The sequence below is a fragment of the Nocardioides alkalitolerans DSM 16699 genome, from assembly GCF_000426525.1.
Lineage (GTDB): Bacteria > Actinomycetota > Actinomycetes > Propionibacteriales > Nocardioidaceae > Nocardioides > Nocardioides alkalitolerans.
In genome coordinates this window covers 565793-582336 of the sequence record NZ_AUFN01000011.1, presented here as the reverse complement: position 1 = coordinate 582336, position 16544 = coordinate 565793, and the positions used below count along the sequence as shown (strand labels likewise).

The window sequence follows — 16544 nt, the reverse complement described above, 5'->3', positions numbered from 1 at the left end:
CTCAGCGGACCCCCGGCGAGCGACAGACGGTTCGGCGTCAGCCCAGCCCGCCGGTGATCGACTGGAACCGGCTCCGGTGGAACACCAGCGGCTGGGAGGTGTCGGCCTGCTCGACGGCGTGCAGCTGGAGCAGCACGATCGTGTGGTCGCCGGCCTCGAGCTCGTGGTACACGGTGCAGTCGAAGCGGGCGAGGCCGTCGTCGAGGGTGGTGGCGCCGTCGGCGGTGGTCGTGGCGGCGACGCCGTCGAAGCGGTGGGCGACGGGGCCGGCGAGCTGGCGGCAGACCGCCCCGTGGTGGTCGGCCAGGATCGTCACGCCGAGGTGGCTCGCCCGACGCAGCGTCGGCCAGGTCTTCGACGTGTTGGCGACCGAGAACGACACCAGCGGCGGGTCGAGGCTCACCGACGTGAACGAGCTCGCGGCCAGCCCGACGAGCTCGTCGTCGACCTCGGCCGCCACGGCGACGACCCCGCTCGGGAACACGCCGAACGCCTGCCGGAGCGCGACCGGGTCGAGGTCCTGGTTGGTGGCGAGCGGGGTCACGGGCACGGCGGTCATCGGGGGGCTCCTGCGGAGACGAGGGTGGCGATCAGGGGACGGTGGAGCGTGAGCCAGGCGTCGTACGCCGCGGGGTCGTCGTGCTGGGTGTCGATGACATAGAGCCCGCGGGTGACCACGTCGGCGCCGATCTCGGTGAGCACGGCGGCCAGCGACGCCGGCGCCAGGGCGTGGGCGGGGCCGGCGCCGAGCAGCAGCGGCACGGCGACCACCCCGTGGAGGCCGCTCGTGGGGAAGCGGTCGAGGAACAGCTTGAGCAGGCCCGTGTAGGTGCCCTTGTAGGTGGGCGACGCGACGATGACGACGTCCGCGCCGCTCACCAGCTCGACGGCGGCCGCGACCTCTGCGGACCCCCAGTCGAGGAGCCCGGCACCGAGGTCGGCCAGGTCCACCACGCCGGCCGGCGGACCCCCGGCGACCTGCTCCGCCAGCCAGGTCGCGGCGACGTACGTGCGGGAGCGTGGCTTCGGATTGCCCACCACGACGACGACGCGGGCGCTCACTGGGCCGACACCGTTCCCTCGACGGCGACGGACGGGGACGCGGAGGGGGCCGCCCCGCCGAACGGCACCGCCGCCAGGCTCGCCCGCGGCGCCCCCAGCGGGTTGGTCCACAGCCCGCGGCGCTCGAGCACGGGCAGCACGCCCTCGCCGAACCAGTAGGCGCCCTCGAGGTGCGGGTACGCCGAGAGCACGAACTCGTCGATGCCGACGGACGCGTACTCCTCGATGCGGTCGGCGATCTCCTCGTGGGAGCCGACGAGCGCCGTGCCCGCCCCACCCCGCACGAGGCCGACGCCGGCCCAGAGGTTGGGGTAGATCTCGAGGTCGTCGCGGCTGCCGCGGTTGAGGTCGAGCATCCGGGCCTGCCCGACCGACTCGCTCCGGCGCAGCCCCGCCTGCACCGACGCGATGGTGTCGTCGTCGATGCCCGCGAGGAGGCGGTCGGCCTCGGCCCACGCCTCCTCCGCGGTGTCGCGCGGGATGACGTGGAGGCGGATGCCGAAGCGGACCTCGCGGCCGCGCTCGGCCGCCAGGCCGCGGATCCAGTCGACCTTCTCCTTCACGGCGGCGGGCGGCTCGCCCCAGGTCAGGTAGACGTCCGCGTGCTCGGCGGCCACCTCGCCGGCGGCCGGCGACGACCCGCCGAAGTAGATCTCCGGCACCGGGTCGGGGAGCGCGGCGAGCGTCGCGCCCTCGACCGTGATGTGGTCGCCGTCGAAGGTGACGGTCTCCCCCGCCCAGAGCCGCTTCACGACGTGGAGGAACTCGCCGCACCGGGCGTAGCGCCCGTCCTTGTCGAGGAAGTCGCCGTACGCGCGCTGCTCCGTGCTCTCGCCGCCGGTCACGACGTTGAGGAGCAGCCGCCCGCCCGAGAGGTTCTGGAAGGTCGCCGCCATCTGCGCCGACAGCGTCGGCGACGTGAGGCCGGGACGGAACGCGACGAGGAACTTGAGCCGCTCCGAGGCGCTGGCGAGCATCGCGGTCGTGATCCAGGCGTCCTCGCACCAGGCGCCGGTCGGCGTGAGCGCGGCCTCGAAGCCGAGCTGCTCGGCGCTGCGGGCGATCTGGCCGAGGTAGGGCACCGACGCCGGCCGCCCGGCGGGTCCGGCCCCCACCCCGTGGCCCCCGCCCACGACGTGCCGACCGTCCCCGCCGTTCGTGGGGAGGAACCAGTGGAACTTCAGCGACATGACGTCCTTCTCTCGTGCGTGCGGCGGGGCGTGCGGGGGTGCGGTCTCAGAGCTGCCCGTGGTTCGGTGGCAGCCGGCCCTCGACGGCCCAGCGGCCCAGGTGCTGGACCTTCCACCCGGCCGGGTCGTGGAGCGTGTGGGTGCGGGCGTTGCGCCAGTGGCGGTGCAGGTTGAGCGAGTCGAGGGCCGAGCGCGTGCCCGCCACCTCGAACAGCCGGGTGCCGGCCTCCAGCGAGGCCGCGGTGGACGACGCCCGCGCGGCGGCCACGGCGAGGCTGGCGTGCCCGGCGGACTCGGCGGTGAGGTCGGCGTCGGCCGCGTCGACGGCCGCGGCCGCCTCGCGCAGCAGGGCCTCCGCCGACCGTACGGCGAGCTCGACCTCCCCGAAGGCCCGGACGACCAGCGGGTCGTCGGCCGCGCGCTCGACGCCCGCGTCGGGGTGGGGGCGGCTCCTCGTCGTGACGAACTCCGCCGCGTCGCCGAGCGCCGCCCGGGCGATGCCCGTGTCGATGGCGGCGTGGAGCAGCTGGGCGAAGGCGCCGTACGTCTGGGGCCCGTCGAACGTCAGGTGGTAGGGCACGACGCGGTCGTCGGGCACCCGGACCCCCTCGAGCCGCACGGTGCCCGAGGCGGTCGTGCGCTGGCCCATGCCGTCCCAGTCGTCGACGACGGTGACGCCCTCGGCGTCCCGCGGCACCCAGGCCACGTGCAGCGGGCCCTTCTCCCCCGCGGCGTCGACGCCGCGGTGGGCGAGCACCGGGATCCAGTCGGCCAGGAGCGCGCCGGTGCTGTAGCCCTTCTCGCCGTCGAGGCGCCAGTCGTCCCCCTCGCCCGCGGCGGCGTCGCGCGTCAGCACCGTGCGGTAGTCGCGCACGTGCTTCGTGCCCACCTCGGACTGCGCGTTGCCGAAGCGTCGCCCGTCGAGCACGAGGCCGAAGAAGAACGCCTGCTGCTCCGTGGTGGCGTTGAGGCGCAGCGCGTTGACGTAGACGAAGTGGCTGTGCGGGATCTGCGCGACGTTGGGGTCGCCCACGGCGAGCAGCCGCACGACCTCCGCCACCGATGCCGCCCCCAGGCCCGGCCCGCCGTACGCGCGCGGCACCGTCACGCCGAGGAGCCCGCTCGCCGAGAGGCGGTCGAGCTCGTCGGTCGGCAGCAGCCTCTCCGCGTCCCGCTGCCCTGCCCCCTCGGCGAGGTGGCGGGACGCGGCGGCGGCGGCCTCGACGGCGCCGGCGGCGTCGAGCACGGGGGGTCGGACGCCCGAGGGGGCGACATCGGTGACGGTCACGCTCAGCCGACCTTCTCCAGCTCGGCTGCCTCCAGCTCCCGCACGAGCGGGAGGATCTTCTCGCCGAAGTAGGCGACGTCCTCGTGGTAGTGCAGGAACCCCAGGAGCAGCAGGTTCACCCCCTGCTTCTTGTACGCCACGATGCGCTCGGCGACCTGCTCCGGCGTGCCGATCAGGCCGGTGCGGAAGCCGTCGTTGTACTGGACCAGGTCGGAGAACTCCGAGTCCTGCCACATGCCCTTGCCGTCGCCCGTGGCCTGGCCGGCCTGCTTCACCGCGGCCCCGAAGCCCTCGACGGCCTGGCGGTCGGCCTTGTCGATGATCTCGCGCAGCACGTCGCGCGCCTCGGACTCGGTGTCGCGGGCGACGAGGAAGCCGTTGAGCCCGAACCGCACGGTGCGCCCGTGCACGTGGGCGACCTCGGAGACGTCGGTGACCTGCTCGGCGATGCCCTCGAGGCTGTTGCCGTTCGAGAAGTACCAGTCCGAGACCCGGCCGGCCATGCCACGCGCGTCGGTGGAGTTGCCGCCCTGGAAGACCTCGGGGTGCGGGCGTCCCTCGCTCGCGAGCGGCTTCGGCTTCAGGTCGAAGTCGTGGAGGCGGTAGAAGTCGCCGTTGAGCTCGGCGTGGTCGCTGGTCCAGATCTCCTTGAGGTAGCGGATGAACTCCTCGCTGCGGCGGTAGCGCTCGCCGTGCTCGAGCCACGGCTCGCCGAGCTTCGTGAACTCGTCCTTGAACCAGCCCGAGACCACGTTGACCGCGGCGCGCCCGCCGGAGAGGTGGTCGGCCGTGGCGAGCCACTTCGCGAGCACGCCCGGCTGCCAGAGACCGGGGTGCACCGCGGCGATGACCTTGAGCCGCTCGGTCGCGAGCAGCAGGGCGAGGCTGAAGCTCGTGGACTCGTGCTGGTAGGCGGCGCCGTACGACGAGATGTAGCGCACCTGCGAGAGCGCGTACTCGAAGCCGTTGTTCTCGGCGAGCTGCGCGAGCGTCTTGTTGTACTCGTAGCTCCAGTCGGTGCGCTGCTCGATCTTGCTGACGACGAGGCCCCCGCTGACGTTGGGCACCCAGTAGGCGAACTTCAGCGGGGCACTCAGTGCGCGTCGCACCGCCTCGGCATGGACGTCGGTCATGGCACTCCCTCTCGGTCGAGTAATTAGACAGTATTGGTGGACTTTGTCGGGATCACGCGGGTCTCGGGATGCGGACGCCGGTCTCAGCCGGCGGTCGGTACGACGGGCAACGGTGCCCGCTCCCACGGTCGGTCCCGCTCGGTCGTGCCGATGGCCCACGCGTACGGCGGGGCGGCGCCGTTGACCACGGAGTCGCCGACCACCCGCGCCTTGAGGATGCGCGGGTTGTGGGAGGCCACCGTGCGGGCGTTGCGCCAGTGGCGGTCGAGCCCGGCGGTCCGCGCGACGGCGGAGGCGCCGAGGGTGTCGAACAGGTCCGACGTCGCCCGCAGCATCAGCTCGGTCACGACCACCTGGGCGGCCGACGACTCGAGCTCGGCCACCTCGTCGCGACGTGCGGCCTCGTCGGCGCCCAGGGTCGCCGCCGCGAACGCCTCGTCGAGCGCGTCCGCCACCCGGAGCGTGACGGCCTCCGCCGCATAGACCGCCGAGGCGATCTCCCCCACCCTCGCGAGCACCTGCGCGTCGTCCCGGACCCGGGGCGCGTTCGCGTGCGAGTAGGTGCGCTCGCGCCGACGTACGTGCTCGACCACGTCGCCGAGGGCGGCGCGCCCGATGCCCGTCAGGGTGGCGAGCAGGTTCAGCTGGTAGAGCGCGGTCTGGTAGCCGAACCTCTCGGCGAACGGCCACACGTCGGCAGCCTCGACCCGCGCCCCGGAGAAGACGGCCGTCCCGGAGCCGGTGCCCTGCTGGCCGAACCCCTCCCAGTCGTCGTGGACCGACACGCCGGGCTGGTCGGTGCGCACGAGCGCGATGGCGAAGCGACCCGGAGCGCCGTCGGGCCCGGCGACGTTGCCGTCGAGCTCCCCCGGGTCGTCGAGCCGGACGTAGACGTCCGCCCACTCCGCGAAGATCGTGCCGGTCGTGTAGAACTTCGTGCCGTCGAGCCGGTAGGCGCCGGGACCCGCCTCCGGGTCGCGGCGCAGCACGGTGCCCTGCGTGTCGATGGCCGTGGCTCCGACCTCCGACCAGGCGTTGCCCGCGATCTCGCCGGCCACGAAGCGCGCGAACCAGTGCTCCTGGCCGCCGTGGCGCGCGTGCTGCCAGAGCCTGTCCTCCGCGAACGCGGCGTGGCCGCGGAACGCCTGGGCGAGGTTGTTGTCGGCCGCCGCGAGGTCGATCCACAGCTGGGTGAGGTCGGCCAGCGAGGCGCCCGCACCGCCGTGCTCGACGGGCACGCGTACGGCGCCGAGACCCGCCTGCTTGAGCAGCGCGACCTCCTCGACGGGCAGCTCGTGGTCCAGCTCGCGCCGCAGGGCGCCCTCCGCGACGCGGGCGAGGAGCGGTGCGAACCGTGCGCGGAGCGCGTCCAGCCCCGGGGAGCGTCGGGTGCGATCGAGCGTCATCGTCCCTCCCCCGCTCACGTGTACCAGGTCGGGAGGGGCAGCTCGTCACGCAGGGCGTAACGACCGACCTCGGCGCGCTTGTGGGCCACGGGGTCGTGCAACGAGTGCGTGCGGATGTTGCGCCAGAAGATGTCGAGCCCGACGGCGTTGGCGCTCGCCCGTGCGCCCGTGACCTCGTAGACCTTGGTGCCGATCTCGAGACCGGCGTCGATCGCGACCTGCTTGCTCGCCGCGATGACGACGGCCGCCTCGCCGCGCTCGGCCTCGGTCACGTCGTCGGCGTGGGCGTTGATCTGCTCGAGCAGATCGGCGGCCCGCTCCGCGAGCGCCTCCGCCGCCCACAGCTTGGCGGTGAGGTCGCCGTAGGTCTCCTGCACGTGGAACTCGTCGTCGGCACGCTCCTTGACGTCCGCGGCGTACGGCCAGGCGCGGGTGGTGCCCCGGGTGTACGTCGCGGCGGTGCGCAGTGCGCCCTGGGCGATGCCCAGGTAGAGGTTCGTGAAGACCAGCTGGATGATCGGGACGTTCAGCGTGTTGTAGACGCGCGGCTGGAACTCCCAGCCGCCGTCGCGGGCGACGTACCCCGCCGCGGACTCCCACCCCACCCGCACGCCGTCGACCTCGACACCGCCCGACTCGGTGAGCCGCTGGCCCAGGTTGTCCCAGTCGCCGTCGAACCGGATCGCGGGCTGGTCGGTGGGCACGATCGCGAAGACGTGCTTGTCGGTGCCGGCGATCACGCCCTCCAGCACCGTGACGTCGGAGACCCGCCCGCCGGTCGAGAAGGACTTGTGACCACGGAACACCAGCTCCTCCCCGTCGACACCCTGCTCGACCGTGATGACGAGGTCGTCGTCGCGCGGGTTGACCGCGCCCCCGAAGAACCACTGCTGCTCGGCGGCCGCCTGCTCGACGGCGGCGACCTGCTCGGGCGTGCCGACCAGACGCGCGGCCCAGGCCCAGAGGTAGTGGTAGCCGAGCAGCTGGCCGATCGAGCCGTCACCGGCGGAGACCGCCCGCACCACCCGTAGCGCCGTCGTCCACGTCTCCCCCGCCCCGCCGTGCACCGCGGGCGCCAGCAGGGTCACGAGGCCGGACTCCTTGAGGAGCCGCACCTCGGCGTACGGCGCGGCACCCGCGCGGTCCCGCTCGACGGCGTCGACGGCGAGCTGGGTGGCGCCGGCGTGGGCCCGCTCCACCCACCCCGCGGAGGTGGTCGGCGGCGGACCCCAGTCCGCCGCGACGGCGGACGGGGCGGACGGGGCGGGCGCGGCGGACGCAGCGGACGGGGCGGCGTGCTGCGGGGAGAGGGACATCGCGTGCTCCTGGGTGGTGGACGACGGGAATCAATGTCGTGCAACTTAATCGACTTTGCAGACTTAAGGAGAACGTCTCGGATCGTGGTCGGGAACCGGTCGGCCTCCCCCGGCGTCGAACCGCCATGAACCGACGACCCCAGCTCTCCCGACGGCCCTCCGGCGCCGTCGTCCGCCTCACGGGCCTCACGGCCGCCGCCGTGCTCGGGCTCTCCGCGCTCGCCGGCTGCTCCGGCGGCTCCGACAGCTCCACCCGGGACGACAGCGCCGGCAGCTACGACAGCTCCTCCGACCAGTCCGCCCGCGAGGACGCGGCACCGCCCGCGGGCGCCCCCTCCCCCGCCCCCGAGGCCCCGTCCGACGGGTCCGCCGAGTCCGGAGGGGCCGCCGACGGCGCCGCCGGCGGCGTGAGCGAGGCCGCCGTCCGGGAGGCGTCGATCATCTCGGTCGGCACCGTCACGCTGGAGTCCGACGACGTGGCCGAGGCCCGCCGCGGCGTCCAGCGCCTCGGCGACGAGGTGGGCGGCGAGGTCGCGCAGGAGGAGACGACGACCGACCGCGACGGCGTCGTCGACGGCAGCCGGATCGAGCTCCGGGTGCCCAGCGAGCAGTTCGACGCGACCATGACCGGGCTCGAGGACGTCGCCGACGTCGTCGGCAGCACCCGCGGCTCGGACGACGTCAGCACCGAGGTGGTCGACACGCAGGCCCGGCTCCGGGCCCAGGAGGAGAGCCTGCAGCGCATCGAGCTGCTGCTGGCGGAGGCCGACGACCTGGCCGAGATCGTCTCCATCGAGGCCGAGCTGACGCGCCGCCAGGCCGACCTCGACGGCCTCGCCTCGCAGCTGGCCTACCTCGCCGACGCGACCACCTGGTCGACGGTGACCGTCTACCTCGAGCGCGCCGACGCGGACGAGGCCGCCGACGACACGACCGACGAGGCCGGCTCCGGCTTCCTCGACGGCGTCTCGTCGGGCTGGGACGGCCTCGTCTCCGTGCTCGGCGGCCTGGCCCTCGTCGCCGGCGTGCTGCTGCCGTGGGTGGGGCTGGCGCTGGTCATCGGCGTGCCGCTGCTGTGGGCGACGCGTCGTCTCGTACGACGGGCCCGGGCCCGCGCGGGCGAGCGTCCGCCGGCCGCGGGGCTCCCCGCCCAGGGCGTGCCGACGGCCTAGGCGTCCTCGGGCCCCGTGTGGAGACGGGCGGCCTGGCGGGTGAGGTGCTCCCGCTCGGCCGCGCTCCTCGCCCGGGCGGCGGCCTCGACGTACAGCCGGGCCGCGGTCGCCGGGTCACCGTCGCGCTCACGCAGGTACGCCTCGACGGCCGTGCGTCGGGGCAGGGAGGCGTCGATCCCGGCCAGCGCCGCGAGCCCGGCGCGTGGCCCGTCGGCCTCGCCCACGGCCACGGCGCGGTTGAGGCGGGCCACCGGGCTGTCGGTGAGGCGCACCAGCTCGTCGTACCACTCGACGACCTGCACCCAGTCGGTCTCCTCCACGCTCGGGGCGTCGGCGTGGAGGGCGGCGATCGCGGCCTGGGCCTGGAGCTCCCCGAGCCGGTCGCGACCGAGCGCGCCCTGCAGGAGCGCGACCCCCTCGGTGATCGCTCCCGTGTCCCACCGGCTCCGGTCCTGCTCGGCGAGCGGCACGAGGCTCCCGTCGGGGGCCGTCCGGGCCGGGCGTCGGGCGTGGTGGAGCAGCATCAGCGCCAGGAGGCCGGACGCCTCCGGGTGGCCGTCGTGGCGGGGGTCGAGCGCCGCCACCAGCCGGCGGGTGAGCCGGATCGCCTCCGCGGCGAGGTCGACGTCACCGGAGTAGCCCTCGTTGAAGACGAGGTAGAGCACCCGCAGCACGGTGGCGAGGTCGCCGACCTGGTCGAACCGCACGTCCGCGACGGTGCGCTTCGCGCGGCTGATCCGCTGGGCCATCGTCGCCTCGGGCACCAGGTAGGCCTCCGCGACCTGCCGCGTGGTGAGGCCCCCGACCGCCCGCAGCGTGAGCGCGACCGCCGAGGAGGACGTCAACGACGGGTGGGCGCAGAGGAAGTAGAGCTGCAGCGTGTCGTCGGCGCTCTCCGTCGGCCCCGGCGGCGGCTCCTCCGCCACCCGCTCCTCGCGGAGCCGGCGCGCGGACTCGGAGCGCGTGGCGTCGAGGAACCGCCGCCAGGCCACGGTGACCAGCCAGCCCAGCGGATCCCGGGGCGGTGCCGCCGGCCAGGTGCGCAGCGCTTCGACGAGCGCGTCCTGGACGGCGTCCTCGGCCGCCGCGAAGTCGGCTCCGCGGCGGACGAGGATGCTCGTCACCCGCGGCGTGAGGGTCCGGAGCAGGTGCTCGTCGACCCCCGTCCCGCCGGCGCCTGCCGCTCCCGCGTCCACCGGTCCGGTCAGTCCTCGACGGTCGTCGGGGCCGAGAGCATCGGGCGCAGCTCGAGCCACTCGTGGAGCGGCTCGCCCCCGGCCCCGGGGGCCGCGGAGAGCTCCGCCGCCAGCTCGAGGGCGCGCTCGTGGCTGTCGACGTCGATCACCATGAAGCCGGCGATGAGGTCCTTGGTCTCGGCGAACGGGCCGTCGGTGACGGGCGGGCGGCCCTCCCCGCCGTACTGGACCCAGCTGCCCCCGGGGGCGAGCGCCTGGCTGTCGACGAACTCCCCGGTCTCCCGGAGCCGGTCCGCGAAGTCCTCCATGTAGCGCATGTGGGCCGACACCTCGTCGGGCGTCCAGCGGTCCATGGGCACGTCGTTGGCGGGGGCCGGGGCACCGCGGTAGTGCTTGAGCATCAGGTACTTCGCCATCTGTCGTCTCCTCCGTGTCGGGCGACCGCTCCGGTCGCGCTCACCACGGGGACGGAGCCGGCCGCACGTTCTCGACATCACCGTCCGGACTTCCCCGATCCTGCCCCGGCTCCCCGCCCGAGGTCGAGGCTCAGCCCGCGGCCGCGTCCGCCGCGTCGAGCACGCGCAGGACGTTGCCACCCGCGAGCGCGGCCAGGTCGTCGGCCGACCAGCCCCGCTCCGCGAGCCGGTCGAGGAGGCGGGCGAAGCCGGTGACGTCCTCCATCCCCTCGGGGAAGGCGGCGAACCCGTCGTAGTCGCTGCCCAGGCCGACGTGCGCGACCCCGGCCACGCGCGCGGCGTGCTCGACGTGGTCGGCGACGTCGTCGACCGTCACGCGCGGCGGTGGGGCCGCCCGGTCGCCGGCGCGCCAGGCGGCGTACCCCGCGTGCACGAACGGCGGCACGAACGCGACCATGACGACCCCGCCGTTGCCGGCCAGCCGTCGCAGCACGTCGTCGGGCACGTTGCGCGGGTGGTCGGTCACCGCCCGGCAGCCCGAGTGGCTGAAGACGACCGGCGCGGTCGTCATGTCGAGCGCGGCGTGCATCGTCGCGGCGGCGACGTGGGAGAGGTCGACCAGCATCCCGAGCCGGTTGAGCTCGGCGACGACCTCGACGCCGAACGGGGCGAGACCGCCGTGGCGGGGCGCGTCGGTCGCGGAGTCGGCCCAGTCGGTGGTCGCGTTGTGGGTGAGGGTCAGGTAGCGCACGCCGAGGCCGCGCAGCACCCGCAGCACGCCGAGCGACCCACCGATGCTGTGGCCGCCCTCGGCGCCGAGGAGGGAGGCGATGCGGCCCGCGCGCCAGGCCCGTCGTACGTCGTCGGCCGACCACGCGAGCTCGAACGTCCCCGGGTAGCGGGCCACGAGCCGGTGCACGGCGTCGACCTGCTCGAGCGTGTAGCGCACCGCGTCGCCGCCGGCGAGGTCCGTCTCCGCGAACACCGACCAGAACTGGGCGCCCACGCCGCCGCGACGCAGGCGGTCGACGCTGGTGTGCAGCGGCGGGCCGTCGCCCGGTGTCTCGAGACCCTCGACCGAGTAGTCGCGGGTCAGCCGGAGCGCCCACGCGAGGTCGTTGTGGCCGTCGACGAGCGGACCCCGGGCCAGGGCCTCCCGAGCGGCGTCGGTGCGCACGTCGGGCTGCACATCGGGCTGGACGTCGGGCTCAGTCACGGTAGAGCCCCAGCTCGCCGGCGAGCCGCTCGCGCTCGGCGAGGCGCCGCCCGGCGCCCTTCGCACTGGCGCTGGACAGCGTGCTCAGCAGGTCGATGACGAGGGCGACGACGGCCGGCGAGGCCCCCGGGGTCTCCGGGTGGAGGCCCACGTCGGGCGGCAGCGCCACCACGGGCGGTGGCGGCAGCACCACCGCCTCGGTCGCGTGGGCGACGAGCGGGCTCTCGGGGTCGTCGGTGATGACGACGAGCGCGCCGCCGGCCTGCGCGAAAGGGATCGCCGTGTCGAGCGTGTAGCGCCGGTAGCGGCGCAGCGAGAACGCGACGAGCACGTCGGAGCTGCGCACGTCGGCGAGCACGTCGAGCGGCCGCACGATGGTGCCGTCGATCAGCGTCACCTGCGCGACGGCGTTGCTCAGCTTCGCCGCCAGCAGCGAGGCGTAGGTGAACGAGGTCGCCGCGCCCAGCACGAAGCGCCGGCGGGCGCGCGTGATCTCGGCGGCGGCGGCCTCGACGGCCGGGTCGGCGGACGCCCAGGCCAGGCCGGCCGCGAACTCGTCGCGGTGGGCCTCCACGAGGCGGGCCTTGAGCCGCGAGGCGGCGCGCGGGGCGCGTCGTACGTCGAGGTCGTCCTGCGCGGTCACGCGGCCACCTCCAGCCGCGGGGTCGCACCCGGGTCGGCCACGAGACGGTGGGGCACGCCGAGGGCCACCGTGCGCGCCCCGGGGCCGTGACCGAGGTCGAAGCCCCAGCCGACCGGCACCCCGAGCGGGCCCAGCAGCTCGGCGACCAGGGCGCGCACCTCGGCCTCGGACCCGCACCCGACCCAGCTGCCGCACACGACGCCCGTGACGTGCTCGAACCAGCCGGCGCGCAGCAGGGAGGTGAGGTAGCCGTCGAGGCGGTAGGTCGCCTCGTTGACGTCCTCCAGCACCGCGATCGCGCCCGCGGGGTGGGCGGTGAGGCCCGCGCGGGTGCGGTCCGACAGCGTCATCGCGAGCAGGGAGAGGTTGCCGCCGACGAGCACCCCGCGGGCGTCCCCGGGCGCGACGACGTCGGTGCCCGTCAGCGCCGTGTCCGGCTCGCCGGCCAGCGCCCGCCGCAGGGAGTCCTGCGCCACCGGGTCGTCGAGCACGGCGACCGAGGCCACCATCGGGGCGAACCAGGTCGCGACGCCGAGCCGCTCGCGCAGCCACTCGTGCAGCGCGGTGACGTCGGAGCTGCCGAGCAGCGGCTTCGGGCCGTGCTCCTGCGTCGCCGTCCGCATCGCGGCGACGTCGAGGTGGTCGAGCAGGCGGGCACTGCCGTAGCCGCCGCGCACGCAGAGCACCGCGGCGTACGCCGGGTCGCACCAGGCCGTCTGCACGTCGTGGGCGCGGGCGGCGTCCTCACCGGCCAGGTACGACGCCCGCCCGTGCGCCGCCGTGACGCTCGGCAGCACGACCGGCTCGAGGCCCCACTCCGCGAGCAGCGCGACGGCCCGCTCGACGAGGTCGGCGGGCGGGGGGCCGGCCGGGGCGACGAGCGCGACCCGGGAGCCGGGGGCGACGGCGGGCGGGACGGCGGGCGGGCCGCTCACGCCCGCACCTCGAGGGCGGAGGGCACCACCGCGAGCAGCGACTTCGTGTAGTCGTGCTGCGGGTCCAGCAGCACCTGCTCGCAGGTGCCGTTCTCGACGATCCGGCCCTGGTGCATCACCACGACGCGGTCGGCGATGTTCCACGCGAGACCGAGGTCGTGGGTGATGACGAGGGCCCCGAGCCCGAGCTCGCGGTTGAGCCGCAGCAGCAGGTCGAGGATCTCGCCGCGCACCGAGGCGTCGAGGCTGGCGACCGGCTCGTCCGCCACGAGGAAGGTCGGCTCCAGCGCCAGCGCGCCGGCGATCACGACGCGCTGCCGCTGCCCGCCCGACAGCTCGGAGGGGATGGCGCCGAAGAACGCCTCCGGCGGCGTCAGCTCGGCCTGCGTGAGCGCCTGGCGCACCCGGGCCTCCTCGTCGGCGACCTTGTGGATGCGCAGGCCCTCGGCCACGGCGTCGTACACGGTGTGCTTGGGGTTGAGCGAGGCGCTCGGGTCCTGCAGCACGAACTGCACCGCCCGCCGGTACGCCGTCAGCGCGGCCCGGCGACGCGGCAGCGGCTTCCCGGCGTAGGCCACCTCGCCCGAGGTCGGCTGCTGCAGCCCGAGCACCGCGCGGGCGAGCGTCGTCTTGCCCGACCCGGACTGCCCCACCAGGGCGACGATCTCGCCGGGCGCGCAGGCCAGCGAGACGTGGTCGACCGCGCGGATCGTCGTGCCCCGCGCCCGGAAGTCGACCACCAGGTCGCGCACCTCGAGCAGGGCGGCGTCGTCGCCGGTCGGGAGGACCGGCTCCCCCGCGGCCCGTGCGGGCCGGCGCGAGGCCGGGTCGCCGATCACGGGGAACGCGGCGGCCAGCTCGCGGGTGTGGGGGTGCTCGGGCGCGTCGAGCACGCGGCGCGACGGCCCCTCCTCCACGATCCGCCCCTCCCGCATCACGACGATGCGCTCGCAGACCGCGGCGAGCACCGCCAGGTCGTGGCTGATCATCACGAGCGTGAGGCCCCGCTCGCGCACCAGCCCGGCCAGCACCTCGAGCACCTGGGCCTGCACCACGACGTCGAGGGCCGTGGTGGGCTCGTCGGCGATGATCACGTCGGGGTCGCAGACCAGCGCCATCGCGATCATCACGCGCTGCTTCTGCCCGCCCGAGAGCTCGTGGGGGTACGACGCGGCCTTCGCCGCCGGCAGGTCGACGAGCGCGAGCAGCTCGTCGACGCGGGCGGACCGCGCAGCGTCGGTCGGGTAGGCCTTCGCGAGGTGCAGCTCGAGCGCCTCCGCGACCTGGTGGCGCACCGTGCGCACCGGGTTGAGGGCGTGCATCGCGCCCTGGAAGACGATGGAGGCCTCCGCCCAGCGCACGGCCCGCAACCGTCCCCAGGTCATGGCGCCGACGTCCTCGCCGTCGAGCAGCACCTGGCCCGCGACGTCCGCCGAGCGCGGCAGCAGCCGGAGCACGGTGGAGACCAGCGTCGACTTGCCGCAGCCCGACTCCCCCGCGATGCCGACCGTGCCGCCCCGCTCCACGCGCAGCGACAGGTCGGCCACCGCCACGGTGCGGGCGGTGTCGGCGTCGGCCCGCACGCGGGCGCCGTACGTGACCGTGACGTCACGCCACTCCAGCGCCGCCGCCTCGTCCGGTGGGGTCGCGGACTCGCTCATCGGTGGCTCCTCAGGACGGGGTTGAGCACCGACTCCAGCGCCCGGCCCACGAGCGTGAAGCACAGCACGACGAGCACGATCGCGATGCCGGGCGGCAGCACCTGCCACCAGAACCCGGCGGTGGCGGCGCCGGTGTCGAGCGCGCGCTTGAGCATCGAGCCCCACGAGTACGTCGTGGGGTCGCCGAGGCCGAGGAACGCGAGCGTCGACTCGGCGATGATCGCGGCGCCCACGGCCAGCGTGGTGTTGGCGAGCACGAGCGGCATGACGGCGGGCAGCACGTGGCGGCCGAGGATGTGCGCGTCGCCCGCGCCGAGCGCCCGGGAGCGCTCGATGTAGGCACGCGACTCGATGGTCAGCGTCTGCGCCCGCACCACGCGGGCCGTGCTGGCCCAGCTCGTCACGCCGATGGCGATGACGATCGTCCACAGCCCCGAGGCCAGCACCGTCGAGAGCACGATGGCGAGCACCAGGCTCGGCACGACGAGGAAGAAGTCGATGACGCGCATCAGGGCGCCCTGGGTGAGACCGGTGAAGTGGCCGGCGGCCATGCCCACGACCGTGCCGATCACCATCGACATCGCGGTCGCGGCGAAGCCCACGAGCAGCGACGCCCGGGCGCCCCACAGCAGCATCCCGAGCACGTCGCGGCCCGAGCTGTCGGTGCCGAGCAGGTGCGCCAGGCTCGGCACCTCGTTGCGGTCGGCCGTCACCTGGGTGACCGCGAGGGACTCGCGCGGCACCAGCGGCGGGGCCGCCAGGGCGAGCAGCACGACGAGCACGAGCAGGACCGCGCCGACGAGCCCGGAGCGGTACGACGCGAACTCCCCCGCCGACTCGCGCAGGCCCGCCCGGCGGCGCTGCCAGGTCGCGGCGCTCATGCCGACCTCAGCCGGGGGTCGAGCACGCGGTAGACGAGGTCGGCGACGAAGTTCATCAGGATCACGATCGCGGAGAAGACGACGAACGTGCCCTGCAGCAGCGGCAGGTCGGGCTCGCTCAACGCCTGGTAGGTGAGGTAGCCGAGGCCGGGCCAGCTGAAGACCGACTCGACCGTGACGGCACCGCCGACGAGGCCGCCGACGGTGAGGAAGATGAGGGTGACCGTGGGCAGCAGCGCATTCGGTACGGCGTGCCGCGTGCGCACGAGGTCGTCGCGCAGGCCCTTGGCCCGGGCCGTCGTGAGGTAGTCGCTGTGCATCTCCTCGAGCACCGAGGCCCGCATCACCATCAGGTACTGGGCGTAGACCACCGCGACCATCGTGATCACCGGCAGCACGAGGTGGTGGGCGACGTCGAGCACGTGCTCGACCCCGGTGTAGCCGGCACCCGCCGTCGTCATGCCCGTGGTCGGGAACCAGCCCAGGCCGCCGCCGAAGACGAGCAGCAGGAGCAGGCCCAGCCAGAAGGTCGGCACCGACCAGAACGTGAGCGCCAGGCCCGTGTGGACCTTGTCGAACCAGCTGCCCCGGCGCCACGCCGTACGCTGCCCGAGCCACAGCCCGAGCACCACCGAGATCGCCGCCGCGGTGCCCGTGAGCAGCAGCGTCGGCAGCAGCCGGTCGGCGATCAGCTCGGCCACCGAGCTGTTCTTGTAGACGTAGCTCTGGCCGAGGTCGCCCGTGGCCAGGTCGCGCAGGTAGTTCCAGAACTGGACGAGCAGCGGGTCGTCGAGGCCGAGCTGGCGCCGCAGGCCCTCCAGCTGCTCCGGGGTGACCTGCCGGCCCTGCGTCATGGTGCGCACGGGGTCGCCCGGCAGCACCCGGAAGGCGAAGAACCCGAGCACGACCACCATGGCCAGGCTGATGAGGGCGCCGCCGGCCTTGACGGCGACGTACCGCCGCAGCGACGCACCCCGGGGGGTGTCGTCGGCCGCGACGGTGACGGCGTCGTTGCTCGCGATCGTCATG

The 16544-nt window shown here is 74.6% G+C and carries 16 protein-coding genes; 1 reads left to right on the top strand and 15 read right to left on the bottom strand.

All coding sequences use genetic code 11. The features are described 5' to 3' along the window. Positions 1-37 precede the first annotated feature (37 nt). The 7 genes from K329_RS0109500 to K329_RS0109470 all read right to left on the bottom strand — a co-directional run bounded on the left by K329_RS0109500 (position 38) and on the right by K329_RS0109470 (position 7395). Complete coding sequence (locus tag K329_RS0109500) at positions 38-559, bottom strand: flavin reductase family protein (RefSeq protein ID WP_211225790.1); 522 nt, start codon at positions 557-559, stop codon at positions 38-40. Further along, the gene (locus tag K329_RS0109495; RefSeq protein WP_028472844.1) at positions 556-1062 is read right to left on the bottom strand and encodes an NAD(P)H-dependent oxidoreductase; all 507 of its coding nucleotides are present in this window, start codon (positions 1060-1062) and stop codon (positions 556-558) included. Before K329_RS0109495 ends, K329_RS0109500 begins: the two co-directional genes overlap by 4 nt. After that, positions 1059-2252 (bottom strand): LLM class flavin-dependent oxidoreductase, encoded by a 1194-nt coding sequence (locus tag K329_RS0109490; protein ID WP_028472843.1) that lies wholly within the window; start codon positions 2250-2252, stop codon positions 1059-1061. Before K329_RS0109490 ends, K329_RS0109495 begins: the two co-directional genes overlap by 4 nt. Before the next feature lie 46 nt (positions 2253-2298). Then, a complete protein-coding gene (locus tag K329_RS0109485; protein ID WP_245596500.1) occupies positions 2299-3540 on the bottom strand; it encodes an SfnB family sulfur acquisition oxidoreductase in 1242 nt (413 codons plus the stop codon). A gap of 2 nt (positions 3541-3542) precedes the next feature. Then, on the bottom strand, positions 3543-4673 hold the full coding sequence (gene sfnG / locus K329_RS0109480) for a dimethylsulfone monooxygenase SfnG (protein WP_028472841.1): 1131 nt from the start codon (positions 4671-4673) through the stop codon (positions 3543-3545). An 83-nt stretch (positions 4674-4756) separates the two neighbouring features. Then, complete coding sequence (locus K329_RS25865; protein WP_052336596.1) at positions 4757-6079, bottom strand: acyl-CoA dehydrogenase family protein; 1323 nt, start codon at positions 6077-6079, stop codon at positions 4757-4759. A gap of 14 nt (positions 6080-6093) precedes the next feature. Further along, positions 6094-7395: an acyl-CoA dehydrogenase family protein gene (locus tag K329_RS0109470; RefSeq protein ID WP_028472840.1), complete on the bottom strand. Its 1302-nt coding sequence runs from the start codon at positions 7393-7395 to the stop codon at positions 6094-6096. A gap of 125 nt (positions 7396-7520) precedes the next feature. Here K329_RS0109470 and K329_RS0109465 point away from each other — a divergent pair, with 125 nt between their 5' ends. Continuing rightward, entirely contained in the window at positions 7521-8567 is a 1047-nt protein-coding gene (locus tag K329_RS0109465; RefSeq protein ID WP_028472839.1) for a DUF4349 domain-containing protein, read from the top strand. Here the strand turns inward: K329_RS0109465 and K329_RS0109460 are convergent. The 8 genes from K329_RS0109460 to K329_RS0109425 form a co-directional block, all read right to left on the bottom strand. Further along, positions 8564-9763, bottom strand: coding sequence for an RNA polymerase sigma factor (locus K329_RS0109460; protein ID WP_052336595.1), 1200 nt, complete (start codon positions 9761-9763; stop codon positions 8564-8566). The two genes, K329_RS0109465 and K329_RS0109460, sit on opposite strands and share 4 nt — an antisense overlap. A gap of 8 nt (positions 9764-9771) precedes the next feature. Beyond that, positions 9772-10179 (bottom strand): YciI family protein, encoded by a 408-nt coding sequence (locus K329_RS0109455; protein WP_028472837.1) that lies wholly within the window; start codon positions 10177-10179, stop codon positions 9772-9774. 130 nt (positions 10180-10309) lie between these two features. Further along, positions 10310-11395: a dipeptidase gene (locus K329_RS0109450; RefSeq protein WP_245596499.1), complete on the bottom strand. Its 1086-nt coding sequence runs from the start codon at positions 11393-11395 to the stop codon at positions 10310-10312. Continuing rightward, positions 11388-12038 (bottom strand): SIS domain-containing protein, encoded by a 651-nt coding sequence (locus tag K329_RS0109445; RefSeq protein ID WP_028472835.1) that lies wholly within the window; start codon positions 12036-12038, stop codon positions 11388-11390. Before K329_RS0109445 ends, K329_RS0109450 begins: the two co-directional genes overlap by 8 nt. After that, positions 12035-12973, bottom strand: coding sequence for a S66 peptidase family protein (locus K329_RS0109440; protein WP_028472834.1), 939 nt, complete (start codon positions 12971-12973; stop codon positions 12035-12037). The genes K329_RS0109445 and K329_RS0109440 overlap by 4 nt, the downstream gene beginning before the upstream one ends. Further along, complete coding sequence (locus tag K329_RS0109435) at positions 12970-14634, bottom strand: dipeptide ABC transporter ATP-binding protein (protein ID WP_052336594.1); 1665 nt, start codon at positions 14632-14634, stop codon at positions 12970-12972. The genes K329_RS0109440 and K329_RS0109435 overlap by 4 nt, the downstream gene beginning before the upstream one ends. Continuing rightward, positions 14631-15515, bottom strand: a complete 885-nt coding sequence (locus tag K329_RS0109430) for an ABC transporter permease (protein WP_028472832.1) — start codon at positions 15513-15515, stop codon at positions 14631-14633. Before K329_RS0109430 ends, K329_RS0109435 begins: the two co-directional genes overlap by 4 nt. Next, positions 15512-16543 carry an ABC transporter permease gene (locus K329_RS0109425; RefSeq protein ID WP_043642586.1) on the bottom strand — a complete coding sequence of 344 codons (1032 nt, stop codon included), beginning with the start codon at positions 16541-16543 and terminating at the stop codon, positions 15512-15514. The genes K329_RS0109430 and K329_RS0109425 overlap by 4 nt, the downstream gene beginning before the upstream one ends. Between the last annotated feature and the right edge of the window lies 1 nt (position 16544).

Bases quoted from the DNA above. Each gene is read 5' to 3' on its own strand.
- K329_RS0109425 (WP_043642586.1), bottom strand. From the start codon at position 16,543: ATGACGATCGCGAGCAACGACGCCGTCACCGTCGCGGCCGACGACACC.
- K329_RS0109435 (WP_052336594.1), bottom strand. From the start codon at position 14,634: ATGAGCGAGTCCGCGACCCCACCGGACGAGGCGGCGGCGCTGGAGTGG.
- K329_RS25865 (WP_052336596.1), bottom strand. From the start codon at position 6,079: ATGACGCTCGATCGCACCCGACGCTCCCCGGGGCTGGACGCGCTCCGC.
- K329_RS0109500 (WP_211225790.1), bottom strand. From the start codon at position 559: ATGACCGCCGTGCCCGTGACCCCGCTCGCCACCAACCAGGACCTCGAC.
- K329_RS0109490 (WP_028472843.1), bottom strand. From the start codon at position 2,252: ATGTCGCTGAAGTTCCACTGGTTCCTCCCCACGAACGGCGGGGACGGT.
- K329_RS0109430 (WP_028472832.1), bottom strand. From the start codon at position 15,515: ATGAGCGCCGCGACCTGGCAGCGCCGCCGGGCGGGCCTGCGCGAGTCG.
- K329_RS0109465 (WP_028472839.1), top strand. From the start codon at position 7,521: ATGAACCGACGACCCCAGCTCTCCCGACGGCCCTCCGGCGCCGTCGTC.
- K329_RS0109455 (WP_028472837.1), bottom strand. From the start codon at position 10,179: ATGGCGAAGTACCTGATGCTCAAGCACTACCGCGGTGCCCCGGCCCCC.
- sfnG (WP_028472841.1), bottom strand. From the start codon at position 4,673: ATGACCGACGTCCATGCCGAGGCGGTGCGACGCGCACTGAGTGCCCCG.
- K329_RS0109470 (WP_028472840.1), bottom strand. From the start codon at position 7,395: ATGTCCCTCTCCCCGCAGCACGCCGCCCCGTCCGCTGCGTCCGCCGCG.